This is a genomic window from Desulfonauticus autotrophicus (genome assembly GCF_055381725.1).
This window is the reverse complement of record NZ_AP042395.1, coordinates 278,594-294,034: the sequence shown is the minus strand read 5'-3', so window position 1 is coordinate 294,034 and position 15,441 is coordinate 278,594. Positions and strand designations below refer to the sequence as shown.

Here is a 15,441-nt window from a genome sequence, read left to right as displayed (position 1 = left end):
CTTAAAGGTTTAAAATATTCCCAATTCAGCCATTGGACTATTATCCAATAAAGTTTGGATTTCCTTTTGAGCTTGCTCGTTGTTTAAAGCAGTAGGCGGAGTTTCAGGTAAACCTGCTTTTTTCCTATTCTCAGCCACTGCCTCAGGGCTAATGGTGACAGCATGTCCCACATTATACAAACTCATTTGTGGACCAAAGGCAGAAGTGGAAAGGGCCAATTCAGAGGCCTGATAACGCCTAAAGGCAAAAACCACTTCCATGGGCCTTACTCCCTGAGGACAAACTTCTGTACATCTATTACAGGCCTGACATCCCCAGGTAGATACTTCTTCTAGGGTCTCTTCCAACTGACCGGTTAAAATCCTTTTAATAAGCATTCTACACAAGACATTGAAACCTACTCTTACTCCTGGACATATGCCAGAGCAGGCTCCACACTGCACACATTTTACCACAGCCTCACCACCATATTTACTGATGGTTTCAATGGCTTCTTTTATTTTGGCGTCATCTATTTTTAAGCCAGACATATTCATAAACCTCCTAGGATGTTAAAGCATCGATTTGTGCAAAAATCTCTTCGTCAGTAAAGCCATGTAAAGTTATGGCCTGAGATGGGCAGGCAGAAGTACATACGCCACAACCCTTACACAAACTATAATTAATCTCTGCCCTTAAAGTATCTCCCCAGGTCTTCATGGAAATAGCATTATAAGGACAAAGAGGAATACATACCCCACAGCCACTACACTTTTCTGGATTTACTTCAGAAAGTAGTGGTTCAATCTTAACCTTGCCCTGAGCTAAAGGCACAGCGGCAACTGCAGCAGCACCTTTGGCCTGAGCTACTGTGTCAGGAATATCCTTGGGACCCTGACAGCAACCAGCCAGAAATACTCCAGCCACAGAGGTTTCTACTGGACCAAGTTTGGGATGCAATTCTCTATAAAAATGACTTCCACAGAACTGTAAGCCCAATTTTTGAGCAAGCTTTTCTGCTGTATCAGGAAGCTCAATAGCAGTAGCTAGTACTACCAAATCAGACTCATATTCAATGGGAGTACATTGTTCCATATCATAGGCAAGCACTCTCAGCCTATCCCCAGGCAAAATCTCCAAACCTCCTACCTTGCCTTTAAAAATATTGATACCCATCTTGCGAGCACCAACATAGTATTCATCATAACCCTTACCTGGAGAACGAACATCAATAAAATGCATATTGATGTTGATGTCAGGATATTTTTCTTTAATCAAACGAGCTTGCTTAATCATGTACATACAACATACACGAGAACAATAGGTATGGTACTTTTCATCTCTGGAACCCACACAGGAAACAAAAGTAATGGTATGAGGCTTTTCATTATCAGAAGGACGAAGCAGTTTTCCACCAGTAGGACCAATACTGGAAATAAGCCTTTCCAGTTGCAAGGCAGTAATTACATTGGGAGATTTGGGTGCAAATTCCTTGAACCAATCCTTTTCCATTACCTTAAAACCAGTGGCCACTACAATAGAGCCAACTTCCACTTCCAAAATCTCTCCCTCAGGATTTAACTTCAAGCCCCTATCGATGGCTCCAGCAGGACAGGCCTTCTCACAGGGAGCTAAAATGGGCTTACCTGTCTTCTTGCTTATCCTGGGCTCTTCTCCTTGCTTGCGGCCATCACAGTTACGGCAGTTATCCATATCTATTACAGCCTTCTTGGGCACTGCCTGAGGAAACATAATATAGGCTGCTCCCCTGGTATTCAGACCACAGTTAAACTCATCTGGAACTTTGGCAGGACAAACCTCGGCGCAATCTCCACAACCAGTACACTTGTTCCAATCTACATAAGTTTGTTTCTTTCTAATCTTCACTCTAAAATTACCTATAAATCCATCCACATCTTCTACTTCAGAGTAAGTAAGAAGCTCGATATTTTTGTGCATCCCAACCTGGGACATCTTGGGTGTGAGTATTCACGCCGAGCAGTCATTGGTGGGAAAGGTCTTATCCAACTGTGCCATAACCCCACCAATGGAAGGTTTTTGTTCTACCAAATAAACTTTATAACCCATCTCTGCCAATTCCAGAGCAGAGGACATACCTGCAATACCACCGCCAATTACCAAGGCAGCTTGTTTTACATCTACATATTTATCTTCTAGAGGCTCTAATCTTGCTGCCTTGGCCACAGCAGAAGCCACTAATTTTTTGGCCTTTTCTGTAGCAGCTTCTGGCTCATGAGGGTGAACCCAACTACCCTGGTCACGAATATTAGCTAGCTCAAAGAGGTATCTATTGAGACCAGCAGATTCCAAAGCAGCCCTAAAAATGGGCTCATGAGTCCTGGGAGTACAGGCAGCTACTACTACTCTATCTACCAGGCCTTCACGAATGTCTTTTTTTATGACTTCTTGCCCAGCATCAGAGCACATAAATACATCAGTTCTTGCTATTGCAACATCTGGCAGACCTTCAGCAAATTCTCTTACGGCCTCAACATCAATAACGCCAGCGATGTTGGTGCCGCAGCGACATACATAAACTCCTACCTTTGCCATTGCTACCTCCTTAATTTTTTGGCAAACCTCAATTTTGTTTGCCCTTTCTCGGTAAAAGGGCTTAAAACCTTGATAAAAAACGATATTATTTTTTTCACTCTGGCTTATAATCGAAAAAAAATATCTTTGTCAAAGGATTATTAACAGAAACTTAAAAAAAAATAAAAAAACCTTTTACTATCTAAGTTAATAAGCAAACCACAAAAAATTATTGGACTAATTTGAAAATTGGTTTATAAAAAGAGAAAATTTCAACAAAAAGGAAAAGGAGAAATGAGCAAACATTTAAAAGCGCTCTTTTATCCGGAAAACATTACTATTATTGGAGCTTCTACCAATCCAGAAAAAATCGGACATATTGTATTAAATAACCTGCTTCAAATTGGTTTTCAGGGAAAAATCTATCCTGTAAATCCCAAAGCCAAGGAAATCCTTGGGCAAAAAGTATTTTCCAGTATCCAGGAGTTGCCCAACAATCTGGACTTGGCAGTTATTACTGTCCCCCGTACCCTTGCAGTCTCTTCCTTGGCTGAGCTGGGAGCTAAGGGGCTTAAGGCAGCTATTGTTATCTCAGCAGGTTTTAAAGAAATAGGCGGTAAAGGCTATCATTTAGAACAAGAGCTTATCGCTATAGCCAACCAATATAACATTGCCTTGCTTGGTCCCAACTGTTTAGGACTAATTAATACCCACGCCAACCTAAATGCCACCTTTGCTGCGGGCCTCCCTCAAAGGGGAAGCATTGGCTTTTTCTCCCAGTCAGGGGCCTTATGTGTAGCAATTTTAGATTGGGCTTTGGGAGAAAATATTGGCTTTTCCAAATTTATCAGCCTGGGCAACAAAGCAGTGTTAGATGAAGCTGATATGATAGAATATTTGGGTGAAGATGAGGAAACCAAAGTTATCCTGGGTTATATAGAAAATGTATGTGCTGGAGAAAAATTTATTCAAGCTGCCCAAAAGGTTACCCGCAAAAAACCTATTTTGCTTATAAAATCAGGCAGGACAGCTGCTGGTGCCAGGGCTGCCTCTTCCCATACTGGTGCTATTGCTGGCTCAGATCAGGCCTATTCCACAGCCTTTAAAAAGGCAGGTATAATTCGCATCCTGGATGTAGAATCCCTTTTTAACCTGGCCCTGGCCTTTTCCAATCAGCCTTTACCCCAGGGGCCCAACCTTACCATTATTACCAACTCTGGTGGACCAGGTATTATGGCTGCAGACATCTGTGAAAGTTCCAGGCTAAATATGACCAGGCTTGCACCTAAGACCATTGAAAACTTACAGAAAATCCTTCCTGGTTACGCAGCTCTGTATAATCCCATAGACATTATTGGAGATGCTGATGCCAAAAGGTATTTAGACACCCTGGAAGTTATCAAGGATGACCCCAATACTCACTCCATTTTAGTTCTTCTGACTCCCACTTCAGCAATTGTACCGCATCTGGAAGACCTGGCCTTGGGCATAGCTAATTTTAGTAAAACTATAGACAAACCTCTTTTTTGTGTCTTTATGGGCAGAAAACATGTACGGCCGGCCCAAAAAATACTTCTAGACCATAAAGTTCCCTGCTATTTTTTCCCTGAACCTGCCATCCATGCCTTAGAGTCCATGTTTGAACATGCTGAGTGGCGCAATAAACCTGTTTCTAAACCAGAAATCATGGATAGAGATCTTTCCAGAGCAAAAGAAGTTATTCTGCAGGCTCAAGCCAAACAACAAAGAGAAATAGTGGAATTTCAGGCCCTGGAAATTCTAGAGGCCTACAACCTTCCCCACCCCCCAACCGAGTTGGCTCGTTCCAGTGAAGAAGCAGTAGAAATAGCTAAGAATATGGGATTTCCTGTGGTGCTTAAAATTGCCTCTCCCAATATCTCCCATAAAACTGATGTTAGAGGTGTTCTGGTCAATCTTAACTCACCAGAAGAAGTAAAACAGGCCTTTTTAGAAATCACCAGCAGGGCGCAGCGGTTAAGGCCAGAAGCCCATATTACAGGTTGTCTGGTCCAGAAAATGGCACCCAAGGGCTGTAAGGAAGTTATTGTGGGTTTTAAGCGAGACGACCAATTTGGTCCTTTACTCATGTTTGGACTGGGAGGAATTTATGTAGAAGTCCTGAAGGACATTTCCTTTAGACTTGCTCCTTTGACCAGAGAAGATGCACAAAACATGATTAGGGAAATAAAATCCTATCTGCTCCTAAAAGGATTTCGCGGAGAGCCAGCCATTAACTTCCAGGCCCTAGAAGAAATTATTTTAAAGATGTCTCAGCTTTCTTTAGACCTTCCACAGATCTATGAAGCTGAGTTTAATCCCATTTTAGTCAACCATAAACAGGCCCTTGTGGCTGATGTTCGTTTAACCCTGGATTAACCAGGCAAGGGGAGGTAAAAGATGAAGGCCATATATATAGGTTCTACCACAGGCTTTGCTGGGAAAAATCTCATTACTTTAGCCTTGGGCAATTATTTTCAAAAACAAAATTACCAGCTTGGCTATTTTAAGCCAGTAGGAGCTATGCCCAAAGTAATCAAAGATAAACTTTGGGATGAAGACGCTTATTTAAGTCTGGATTTTTTTGGCCTTAAAGAAGAACCTGAAGTAGTCACACCAGTGCTTATTACTAGAGATTTTAAAATCAAGTCCTATCAAGGGGAATGTTATCACTACTTAGATACCATTAAAGAAAGTTTTACCAAAATAAGTAAAGATAAAGATATAGTTCTTATTGGTGGGTCTGGAAGTTTTCTCTACTCTGGCAAATATTGTGGACTGGATGGGATAAACATATCTTCTTTATTAAAAGCCAGGGTAATTTTGGTAGATCGTTTTAAAAACGAACTTAACTATGACTACCTTTTAGCAGCCAAAGAAGTTCTGGGGGATAATCTTTTGGGGGTAGTTTTAAACGACATTCCTGATTATTACTGGAAAGAAACAGAAGAATTTATCATCCCTCTTTTGGAGAGAAACGAAGTCAGGGTGTTAGGAGCTATCCCTTCTGACCCTCTTCTCAAATCCATTACCGTACAGGAATTGGCAGATAAACTGGGAGGGAAAATCATTTCCATGCGTTCCAAAGGGGACAGGGTGGTAAAAAACTTTTTAATTGGCACCATGCAACTGGAAAATTTTTTGACTCATTTTAGAAAAAATAGAGATGCAGCTATTATTGTAGGAGGAGACAGGTCAGATGTACAATTGGTAGCTCTGGAAGGAAATAGCCCCTGCTTGATTTTAACTGGAAATTTATATCCCAATGATATTATTTTGACTCGCTCGGAAGTTCTTGGTATCCCTATAATTGTGGTTAGAGACGATACCTTTACTGTAGCTAGAAAAGTGGAAACAATCCTTTTCCGTTCTAAACTAAGAGAACCCATAAAACTCAGTCAGGCCTGTAAATTGGTCCAGAGTTGTTTAGATTTAAAAAGCCTAGAATCCAGTCTAGGGCTAAAGGGTTAAAGAGCTAAAGGAGTCTGGTATGGTAGAAAAAAAGGATTGGGACTGGGAGATAGAAAGCAGGGTTATTGTAGAACTTCTGGACTGTCCTCTGCGTTATATCTGGCGAGAAGAACCCAAAGTAAGTCCTGATGGAGAAAAGATTGCTTTTATTATCAATGAAGGAGAAAATAAATTTAGTGTTTGTCAAAATAAAACTCACTGGGAAGAAGCCTATGATAAAGTCTGGAGCTTAAAATATGGACCAGATGGCAGATTATCTGTACTGGCGCTCACAGATGAAGGTCGCTGGACAGTAGTTACAGAGCAAGTGCCCTGGGAAAACAGTTTTGATTTTGCCTGGGAACTGCAATTCTCTACAGATGGAAGTCAAATAGGAGTAGCCATTCAAAATGAACAACAATACGGCATGGCTGTAAATGATGTTCTCTGGCCTACCCTATATCCCAATGCCAACCACTTTACCTTAAGCCCCAAAGGCAATCACAGTGCAGCCGTGGTTCAGACCCAAAACTTAAGTCAGGGAGATATCTTTAAGTACCAGGAAGGTGTATTTAGCGTAGCCATTGATGGACAGACCTGGGACACCAAACTGGTAAATATCTGGACTCCTATTTTTGACCACCAGGGCAAACACATCTGTGCCCAGTGCAGGACATCTCTTTACACCTACACCATTGTGGTAGATGGGAAGGTCTGGGACAAAGAGTTTTCCAGTGTGTGGAGACCTGCCTTTAACCCGGCTACCAGGTCCTGTATGGCGCCGGTGAGAATAGGCAAAAAATGGGGTTTAGCCCAGGACGGAGAAATTATTCTCACTCCCCGGTTTTACCAGATGTGGAATTTTATCTTCTCACCCTTGGGAGATTCCTGGGCAGCTATTGTGGCCACAGATTTAGGCAAATGGACTGTATGCATCAATGGCTCTACCTGGAAAACCCACTTTGAAACCCTGGTTTACGACATTACCTTTAGCCCAGATGGTCAGAGAATTGCTGCTGCCGGGAAAAATAAAGACAAGTGGTTTGTATTAGTGGACGACCAAGTCTGGAATGAAAGCTTTGATATGGTCTTTGAACCAGTTTTCAGCCCTGATAGCAAACATCTGGCCGTGAAAGTGGAAAAAAGGGCGCCTATACCTATGCCATTGATGGCAAAGTCTTACCTCACAGCTTTGACCAACTCTGGATGCCTGTATTCAGCCCGGATAGCAAAAAGATACTTTTAAGAGGCATTACTGAAAACCAATACTTACGAGCAGTAATTCCAGTGGAGGGATAAATGTTTTATTCCATTTACACCTTTTTAGTAGAAAAGGCCTTTTTTTATGTTTTTAGCTTTTTTTGTATAGCTATTATTTTTAGATTAGCCTACTTCACTCTTCACTCCTTGCAAAATGATCCTATTGTGCTTAAATTTTTTAACCTTAAATATGCCCTTCGTTCTCTTATCAACTGGACAATTCCCTTCAAGGCCAGGAATATGCGTTTAAATCCCATTACCTTTTTTGTTTCCTATCTATTTCACATCTGTATTATTCTGGTTCCTATTTTCTATTCAGGCCATATTTTTATTTTAGAAGAATATATAGACCTTCCCTTTGAACCGCCCATGCTTCCGGATATACTCTCAGATGTACTTACCTTTCTGGCTTTAGTTAGCGGTATATTTCTGCTCTTAAGAAGAATAATTTACCCTCCTGCCCGTTATGTCTCTTCCAGCAAGGACTTTGGCTTACTTTTACTGGTACTTATACCCTTTTTAACTGGATTTTTGGCTGTAAGAGGAATAGGGGGAGATTTTCTTTTATTTTTACATGTCTTAAGTGCAGAATTACTCCTGCTTATTCTTCCCTTTACTCGGATTATGCACATGTTTTTAGGGTTATTTTCCAGAAGTTATACTGGCTCTGAATTTGGGGCCATCAGACACGCCAAAGACTGGTAAAGAGGAAAGCCATGAAAAGAGAGTTAGCCCAAGATATAGGATTAAGAGAAGGCATAAAAAGGATTGACAGGGGAAAAATAAAAAAAGCCATAGACCTGCTTTTTACCAAAAAGGCTGAAACCAGATTAAAATTATACACTTCCACTTGCATTCACTGTGGTCTTTGTGCAGAGGCCTGTCATTTTTACATGTCCCATAAAGACCCTTCCTATATGCCCATTGCCAAAGTTCAAAATACCATCTGGAAGCTCTTAAAAGAAGGCGCAAACGTCAATAATCAGGACTTGGCCCTAATTGCCCAGATAGCCTATACTGAATGTAATTTGTGCAGGCGTTGCTCTATGTATTGCCCCTTTGGCATTGATATCGCCTATCAAATGGCTATGGTGAGAAGATTCTGCCATCTCATTGGAGTCACTCCCCAGTATATTCAAGATACAGCCCACAGTCATGCAGCTACCATGAATCAAATGTGGGTTAAGGAAGATGAATGGATAGATAGCGTACAATGGCAGGAAGAAGAAGCCAGAGAAGAACTTCCCTATCTGAGAATTCCTCTGGAAAAATATGGAGCTGATGTATTTTATTCTGTGATTGGACCTGAGCCCAAGTTTAGAAGCCAGCTTATCTATCAGGCAGCAGTGATTATGAATGTAGCAGGAGTAAACTGGACCATGCCAGCTACTCCTGGCTGGGACAATAGTGATATGGCCATGTATGTGGGCGATTACGAACTTATGGGACGCCTCAAAAAAATCCACTTTGAAACAGCCTTAAGGCTCAAATGTAAAAAAATCGTCATGGGTGAATGTGGGCATGCCTTTCGTTCTGTGTATGACACTGGCACCAGATGGCTGGGCTGGAAAGAGCCACCTTTACCCATAATCCATGCTGTCCAGTTTTATTATGAACTTTTTAAGGCGGGTAAAATTAAAGTGGGCAAAACCTATCCCAAAAAAGTTACCTTCCACGACCCCTGTAATATAGTAAGAGGCATGGGGTTACAGGAAATGGCCAGAACTGTGGTCAAGGCCTTTTGCCCTGATTTTGTAGAAATGCATCCCAATAGAGAGCACAACTATTGTTGCTCAGCTGGAGGCGGAGTCATCAATTGTGGACCTCCTTATAAAAAGACAAGAGTAAAGGGAAACAAGGTAAAGGCAGAACAATTAAAGCGTACTGAAGCAGAAGTAGTTATTGCGCCATGCCATAACTGTCACGGTGGATTGGAAGACATCATTCACCACTACGGACTAAACATGGAAATAAAATTCCTGGGAGACATTATTTACGAATGCATGGACAAAAGCACTCACCCAGAAGAATAGTTTAAAAATAGGTTACCAACAAAAAAGCCCCTCTTTAAGAGGGGCTTTTTTTATGTTTTTTTATTTAAGGTTTTTTAATTGGGCACATAAAGATTACCATAGGGACGATGGGATTTGGGACGAATGCGAATAAACTTTTCCTTTAAAATAGGCTCGGGGTCTTTATTTAACTCTTTACAAAAATTGTGCACATACTTGCTTATAAGTTCCATATCTTCTGCTGTTGCTTCTTCTACTAAAAGATTGGAAGAAAGCTGATATTCTGGGACTCCGCCTCTCACATAAATACTTCCGCCATGAATACCTGTGGCTAAACTACGACCTGTAATGGGAGCTTCTGGGTGTTTGCTAAAAAGGCCCAGAACAATAATGACTCCTCCGGCCATATATTCACCCAAAAAATCCCCTGCCTTGCCGCCAATTACAATTACAGGCAACTTGTCCTTATAGGCCTTCATATGAATCCCGACCCTATATCCCACATCTTCCAGGACATAGACTTCACCACCACGCATGGCATATCCCAAAACATCTCCAGCCATACCTTCCACTACTATTCTTCCCTCATCCATGGTATTGGCCAAGCCATCCTGGGCATTGCCTTTGACTCTAATGTAAGGTCCACGCATAAAAGCAGCTGTATCCTGGCCAGCCACACCCTTAATTAAAAACTTTAAATCACCTTCCAGGCCAGTAGCAATATAGCGCTGCCCACTCACATTGAGGAGTTCAAACTCCTTATAGCCTTCTCGTACAGCCTCTCTTATCTTGGCATTCAAGTCTCGATAGTAAATGCCTTTGGCATCAATTACTAACTTACTCATAGTAATTTACCCTTTGTTTAATTTTCAAGTTCTACAATAACAGGCTCTCCTGCTTTAGGAGCCCAAAGTTTTTCAGGATCAGGACAAACACTTCTAATGGAGCAATCCTCACTGGCCATAAAGACTTCATCACCTTTTTCAGCCACAATAAGGGGTCTTAACTTGATGCGGTCATTTAAGCCCACCAAACTCTTATGGTCAGCAAATAAAATGGCAAAAGGACCATTTAGTAACCCTGAACCATAGACCATTCTAAGCGCAGTATAAGCTTCTCTCTCTTCTGCTTCCATTCTATCTATTTCATCCCAAAAAGGAGGTGCAAAAACCTTGCAGGCCATTTTTTTGCTCAGTCCATGCTTACGAATCAAAAGGTCCAAAAGATAGGCCACCACCTCGGTATCTGTCATTAAAGTACATTCGTACTTGTGTTCGCAAAGATAACGCTTATTGATGCCATAAGAAGAAATTTCTCCATTATGGACAATGGACCAATCCAGAATGGTAAAGGGATGAGCCCCTCCCCACCAGCCTGGAGTATTGGTAGGAAAGCGGTTATGGGCAGTCCAGATATGTCCTTTGTATTCATCCAGGCGGTAAAACTCTCCTATATCTTCGGGAAAGCCCACACCCTTAAAAGCTCCCATGTTTTTACCACTGGAAAAGATGTAAGCCCCTGGAACCCTCTTATTGACCAGCATAACAACAGCTACCACATAATCTTCTTCACTTAAAAAATTCCAGCTGGGCCTATCCTTTTTTACCGTGAGAAAAAACGCCACAGTATTGGGGAATCCATTACATTTAAGGTCCTACGCGTTGGTATGGCTTCAGAAAGATGGATATCAAAATATTTTTTCAGCAAGCTTTCAGCCTGGTCCAGGGAATGCTGGTCATCACACATCAAATGAAAGGCATATTTGTCTGCCAAGTCTGGATAAATGCCATAGGCAGCAAAACCGCCGCCAAGACCATTTCCTCGATCATGCTGAATAGCAATGGCTTCTACAGGCACACAACCAGAAATGGGCTGGCCTTTTTTATTAATTACTCCAAAAAGACCACAACCAGAGATATCCTTTTCCCGCATATATTCTTTCTGGCTGAAAATCTTTTGTTTGTACTCACTTATAGAGTAAATACGCTCTTTTAACATTTATGTATCCCCTTTATCTTATTCTAGCCGCACTATTCCATTGGGCTTGAAACATTTCTTCTGGCCATTCCAGATAAGTGGGCTGATTATTTATCAGATGAGCTTTTACCTTGTCCTCAGTAATAGGCACCTTAAAGCGAATATAACCTGCATAACGACCAGCCATATCCACATCACCTACCAAAACACACCCCACCAGAAAGTTATCCTTAAACACCAGCTTACGGTAAATTTCTTCTTCTTCATCCACATAAGTACTTATTTCAAACCCCTGCCCTTCTGGTGGATTTACTAAACCAATGGAAATAGTAGAAAGGCCATAAAAACCAATGGAATTCATGGGAATTCCACCTGTATAATCTCTATTGGCTCCTGCCATATTTTGACCACTTATAAAGCCCTGCGAATAGGCATTGGGCCAGATGGGAACCACCCTATTTTCTCCCACCAGAAAGTCATAGGCTTCAGCTACATCTCCAGCAGCATAAACATCTACTTCACTGGTCTGAAGCTTTTTATCCACTAAAATACCTCTATTCACCTTAAGGCCTGCTTCTTTGGCCAAAGTAAGATTGGGGACAACTCCAATGGCAATGACCACAGCATCAGCTTCTAAAAATTCGCCACTTTGTAACAGGACGCCCTTTACTCTTCCTTCTTCAGTCCTTTTTATTTCCTTGGCTGTGGTATTACAGTAAATATTAAAGCCAAGTTCTTTCAATCTCTTGGCTACAATATTTCCAGCTGTATCATCAAAGGCAGCACTTAAAACTCTAGGAGCCAGCTCTACAATACTTACTTCTACTCCTCGGTCAAAAAGGCTTTCTGCTGCCTTCAAGCCAATCAAACCACCTCCAATTACAACCACCTTCTTTAAGTTAGCACAATTGGCATCCAGTTTTTTGGCATGGGCCAAAGTGGTAAAGAAATAAACATCTTCTCCTTGAGATCCTTCTATAGGTGGACAAAAGGGTGTACCCCCTGTAGCTATTAATAGCTTATCATATCTTTCCTCTTCGCCCCCCTGGAGTACCACCCTTTTCTCCGCAAGTTTAAGTGCAGTTACTTTTTGCTGGAGCTTTAAAGTAACCTTGTTTTTGCTATAAAAATCCTTTTTTCTAAGCCAGACCCTATCATCTCCTATTTTCCCTGCTAGGTAATAAGAAATCAAAGGGCGACCATAAGTGGGAAATTCTTCTTCACTAATCACCAGGATTTCACTTTCCTGGTCCAGCTTTCTAATTCCCTCTATGGCTCCTATGGAACTTACGCCATTACCAATAATTAAATATTTCATGACCTTATCCCCAAAATCTATTTTTCTTCAAAGGTTAAAGCTTGGTTAGGACATGCACTGACACAAGCAGGTATACTTCTCTCTGGACATAAATCACATTTGACAATTTTTTCTTTAATGGGATGTCGTTTAATAGCACCAAAGGGACAAGCCATCAAACAGGACCAGCAGCCTACACACTGCTCTTCTTCATAAACTACCCGTCCAGACTCTGCATCTTTGGTCAGGGCTCCAGAAATACAAGCTTGAATACAATAGGGTTCAGCACAATGTCGGCAATTCAAGGACGCGGTAATCCAGCCACTTTCTTCCACTGTATTGCGAGGTAAAAGACCTTGCATGCGTTCTTCCCGGTAAGCTATAATTAAATCCTTGCTCTGAGAGTGCTCAGTAAGACAAGCAAGCTCACAGAGTTTACAGCCTATACATACTTCTGGGTTTACATAAACTCTTTTCATTTTATTCTTACCTTCCTGCAGGTTTTACTCCAAAAATATCCAGTTCTACTTCATTTAAGCCTACAGCTCTTAATTTTTCTCTATTACCCCGTAAGCTTTCAATGGAATTTAAGCCCATACCTCCAAGCATTTCTTCTATCTCATGGGCCCAACCCCGCACCAGGTTCACCAACTTTTGCTTGGCAATTTCAGGATTTTGCCTTCTAGCCAAAGAAGGAACATTGGTGGCAATTCCCCAGGGGCATTTGCCTGTATAACAACGCTGACACATGGTACAACCCACAGCCACCAAAGCAGCTGAACCAATATAAACCGCATCAGCACCTAAGGCGATGGCCTTGACCACATCTGCACTACACCTAATACCTCCAGCAATGACCACTGAGGCTCTGTTGCGTATACCTTCATCTCTAAGTCTTTGGTCTATGGCTGCCAAAGCCAGCTCTGCAGGGATACCCACATTATCCCTAATCATGGTGGGAGCAGCTCCAGTGCCTCCCCTAAAACCATCTACAGCCACAATATCTGCCCCAGCCCTGACAATACCAGAAGCAATGGCTGCGGCATTGTGCACAGCTGCAATCTTTACAGACACAGGAACCCTATATTCTGTAGCTTCCTTTAAAGCGTAAATTAGTTGCCGTAAGTCTTCTATGGAATAAATGTCATGATGAGGTGCAGGAGAAAGCGCATCTGAACCTTCAGGTATCATTCTGGTAATGGAAACGCCATGATCTACCTTTTCTCCAGGTAAATGCCCACCAATTCCAGGCTTGGCTCCCTGACCAATTTTAATTTCAATTCCACAACCAGCATTCAAATAATCCCTATGTACACCAAAACGACCAGAAGCCACCTGCACAATGGTATTGGGGCCATATTGATATAAGTCTGGATGTAGACCACCTTCACCAGTGTTATAAACTATACCCAATTCTGTAGCTGCCCTGGCCATGGCAATATGTAAATTAAAGTTAATGGAGCCATAGGACATGGCAGAAAACATAATGGGATAATTTAACTTTATCTGCGGAGAAAGTTTGGTCTTTAAGCTGGGCTTGCCCTCTTTTCTTCAAATTCCAAACTATCTGGCTTAGAGCCCAGATAGGTCCTGAGTTCCATGGGCTCTCTCAAGGGGTCAATGGAAGGATTGGTCACCTGACTGGCATCCAAAAGCAACCTATCCCAATAAATGGGATAAGGCTGGGGATTACCCATAGCTCCCAGAAGCACTCCCCCCCCATCTGCCTGCTTGTATACATTTTTGATAAACCAGGGTTTCCAGTGAGAATTTTCTCTAAACTGGGAGGGATTATGCCTGATAACTATGGCTCCAGTAGGACACAGGGCTTCACAACGATGACACCCCACACACTTGGCATTGTCGTGCATTACTTGCTTTCTGTTCTCATCCCAATAATGCACCAGATAAGAACACTGTCGCTCACACACCCGACAGTTGATGCAAAGCTCTCTATCCCTTTGCACAATAAAATCATGATAGTTTTGATTAATAGGTCTGTACAGCAAGGCGCTTCTCCTAACTATTAAAAGTTTATTTTTACCTAAATAATTTACAATCTATCTAAGCTAAGCTATAGAGCAACCCTACTTAAAAAGGTTACTCTTAGCTTAGGTAACAAGCTAGAGGTATTGAGCCCAAATTGTCAACTCAAAAAAAGATTTTTTAACAAATTTGAAAAAATTTAACAATTTTAAAGAAGTAAATACTTTTTTAGAAGGTTTAGGCCTTTTCCACATGGATTTAAGTTTAAACAGGGTGGAAAAAGGTCTAAAGCTCCTAGGATTAGCTTCCCCTTCTTATTTGTCCATCCAGGTGGTGGGGACCAATGGTAAAGGCTCCACTTCTGCTTTTTTAGAAAGCCTGGCTTCTGCCCATAAACTAAAAACAGGCCTTTTTACCTCTCCTCATCTGGTAAGTGTACGTGAAAGAATAAGGATAAATAAGCAAGAACTACCTTCCCGGGAGTGGGTAGAAGGTTTTAATTATGTTTATCATTTTTGTAAAAACCTTCATCTTACCTATTTTGAATATATTTTTCTTCTGGCCTGTTATCTCTTTTCCAAACACCAGGTAGACCTGGCTATCTTTGAAGCAGGTTTGGGAGGACGTTTTGACGCCACCACTGTCCTACCTCACCCTGTTCTGGTATTTACTTCCATAGATCTGGATCACTCTCAAATTCTAGGCTCAACTCTAACGCAAATAGCCACAGACAAGGCAGGAGCAATCAAGTCAAAACAAATCTTAATTAGTGCTCCTCAAACCCAAGAGGTGGTAAAGGTTCTGACCAGGGAAGCCCAAAAAAAACAAGCTACTTTACTTTTTTGTAATTCTTTTTCAAAGAACAAAATAATAGCCTTATGTTAACCAATCCAGAGTTTAAAATTTCC

Annotated in this window: 12 protein-coding genes and 2 pseudogenes; 6 read left to right on the top strand and 8 right to left on the bottom strand. The window is 41.6% G+C overall.

Annotated elements, in window-relative coordinates; genetic code table 11:
* Window positions 1-9: 9 nt before the first annotated feature.
* From ACZ42F_RS01710 to ACZ42F_RS01700, 3 genes are read right to left on the bottom strand one after another with little or no spacing between them, the layout of a single operon-like run.
* Complete coding sequence (locus ACZ42F_RS01710) at window positions 10-531, bottom strand: 4Fe-4S dicluster domain-containing protein (RefSeq protein ID WP_464279514.1); 522 nt, start codon at window positions 529-531, stop codon at window positions 10-12.
* Between the two features lie 13 nt (window positions 532-544).
* A complete protein-coding gene (locus tag ACZ42F_RS01705; RefSeq protein WP_464279513.1) occupies window positions 545-1,939 on the bottom strand; it encodes a 4Fe-4S binding protein in 1,395 nt (464 codons plus the stop codon).
* A gap of 30 nt (window positions 1,940-1,969) precedes the next feature.
* Window positions 1,970-2,554, bottom strand: a complete 585-nt coding sequence (locus tag ACZ42F_RS01700) for an FAD-dependent oxidoreductase (RefSeq protein ID WP_464279512.1) — start codon at window positions 2,552-2,554, stop codon at window positions 1,970-1,972.
* A 273-nt stretch (window positions 2,555-2,827) separates the two neighbouring features.
* Here ACZ42F_RS01700 and acs point away from each other — a divergent pair, with 273 nt between their 5' ends.
* Genes acs through tmcB form a run of 5 tightly spaced genes read left to right on the top strand, consistent with a single transcriptional unit; the run spans window position 2,828 to window position 9,294 of the window.
* Complete coding sequence (gene acs, locus ACZ42F_RS01695) at window positions 2,828-4,930, top strand: acetate--CoA ligase alpha subunit (RefSeq protein ID WP_464279511.1); 2,103 nt, start codon at window positions 2,828-2,830, stop codon at window positions 4,928-4,930.
* 21 nt (window positions 4,931-4,951) lie between these two features.
* Complete coding sequence (locus ACZ42F_RS01690) at window positions 4,952-6,022, top strand: phosphotransacetylase family protein (RefSeq protein ID WP_029969559.1); 1,071 nt, start codon at window positions 4,952-4,954, stop codon at window positions 6,020-6,022.
* Between the two features lie 19 nt (window positions 6,023-6,041).
* Window positions 6,042-7,247, top strand: a complete 1,206-nt coding sequence (gene tmcD, locus ACZ42F_RS01685; RefSeq protein WP_464279510.1) for an electron transfer complex subunit TmcD — start codon at window positions 6,042-6,044, stop codon at window positions 7,245-7,247.
* A gap of 53 nt (window positions 7,248-7,300) precedes the next feature.
* A complete protein-coding gene (locus ACZ42F_RS01680; protein ID WP_464279509.1) occupies window positions 7,301-7,966 on the top strand; it encodes a hypothetical protein in 666 nt (221 codons plus the stop codon).
* A gap of 11 nt (window positions 7,967-7,977) precedes the next feature.
* Entirely contained in the window at window positions 7,978-9,294 is a 1,317-nt protein-coding gene (gene tmcB, locus ACZ42F_RS01675) for an electron transfer complex ferredoxin TmcB (RefSeq protein WP_029969575.1), read from the top strand.
* A gap of 74 nt (window positions 9,295-9,368) precedes the next feature.
* Here the strand turns inward: tmcB and ACZ42F_RS01670 are convergent, their stop codons facing one another.
* The 5 genes and pseudogenes from ACZ42F_RS01670 to ACZ42F_RS01650 all read right to left on the bottom strand — a co-directional run bounded on the left by ACZ42F_RS01670 (window position 9,369) and on the right by ACZ42F_RS01650 (window position 14,556).
* Window positions 9,369-10,118: a GltB/FmdC/FwdC-like GXGXG domain-containing protein gene (locus tag ACZ42F_RS01670; protein WP_029969585.1), complete on the bottom strand. Its 750-nt coding sequence runs from the start codon at window positions 10,116-10,118 to the stop codon at window positions 9,369-9,371.
* Between the two features lie 17 nt (window positions 10,119-10,135).
* A pseudogene (locus tag ACZ42F_RS01665) lies at window positions 10,136-11,205 on the bottom strand (class II glutamine amidotransferase).
* A 79-nt stretch (window positions 11,206-11,284) separates the two neighbouring features.
* On the bottom strand, window positions 11,285-12,568 hold the full coding sequence (locus ACZ42F_RS01660; RefSeq protein ID WP_029969589.1) for an NAD(P)/FAD-dependent oxidoreductase: 1,284 nt from the start codon (window positions 12,566-12,568) through the stop codon (window positions 11,285-11,287).
* Window positions 12,569-12,585: 17 nt separating this feature from the next.
* On the bottom strand, window positions 12,586-13,026 hold the full coding sequence (locus ACZ42F_RS01655) for a 4Fe-4S dicluster domain-containing protein (protein ID WP_029969592.1): 441 nt from the start codon (window positions 13,024-13,026) through the stop codon (window positions 12,586-12,588).
* A gap of 7 nt (window positions 13,027-13,033) precedes the next feature.
* Window positions 13,034-14,556 (bottom strand): annotated as a pseudogene (locus tag ACZ42F_RS01650) (glutamate synthase-related protein).
* A gap of 166 nt (window positions 14,557-14,722) precedes the next feature.
* On the opposite strand from ACZ42F_RS01650, the gene ACZ42F_RS01645 reads away from it, so the two are divergent.
* Window positions 14,723-15,418: a bifunctional folylpolyglutamate synthase/dihydrofolate synthase gene (locus ACZ42F_RS01645; protein WP_464279508.1), complete on the top strand. Its 696-nt coding sequence runs from the start codon at window positions 14,723-14,725 to the stop codon at window positions 15,416-15,418.
* The last annotated feature ends 23 nt before the right edge of the window (window positions 15,419-15,441 follow it).

Bases quoted from the DNA above. Each gene is read 5' to 3' on its own strand.
- tmcD (WP_464279510.1), top strand. From the start codon at position 6,042: ATGGTAGAAAAAAAGGATTGGGACTGGGAGATAGAAAGCAGGGTTATT.
- ACZ42F_RS01670 (WP_029969585.1), bottom strand. From the start codon at position 10,118: ATGAGTAAGTTAGTAATTGATGCCAAAGGCATTTACTATCGAGACTTG.
- ACZ42F_RS01660 (WP_029969589.1), bottom strand. From the start codon at position 12,568: ATGAAATATTTAATTATTGGTAATGGCGTAAGTTCCATAGGAGCCATA.
- ACZ42F_RS01655 (WP_029969592.1), bottom strand. From the start codon at position 13,026: ATGAAAAGAGTTTATGTAAACCCAGAAGTATGTATAGGCTGTAAACTC.
- tmcB (WP_029969575.1), top strand. From the start codon at position 7,978: ATGAAAAGAGAGTTAGCCCAAGATATAGGATTAAGAGAAGGCATAAAA.
- ACZ42F_RS01710 (WP_464279514.1), bottom strand. From the start codon at position 531: ATGTCTGGCTTAAAAATAGATGACGCCAAAATAAAAGAAGCCATTGAA.
- acs (WP_464279511.1), top strand. From the start codon at position 2,828: ATGAGCAAACATTTAAAAGCGCTCTTTTATCCGGAAAACATTACTATT.
- ACZ42F_RS01690 (WP_029969559.1), top strand. From the start codon at position 4,952: ATGAAGGCCATATATATAGGTTCTACCACAGGCTTTGCTGGGAAAAAT.
- ACZ42F_RS01700 (WP_464279512.1), bottom strand. From the start codon at position 2,554: ATGGCAAAGGTAGGAGTTTATGTATGTCGCTGCGGCACCAACATCGCT.
- ACZ42F_RS01705 (WP_464279513.1), bottom strand. From the start codon at position 1,939: ATGCACAAAAATATCGAGCTTCTTACTTACTCTGAAGTAGAAGATGTG.
- ACZ42F_RS01680 (WP_464279509.1), top strand. From the start codon at position 7,301: ATGTTTTATTCCATTTACACCTTTTTAGTAGAAAAGGCCTTTTTTTAT.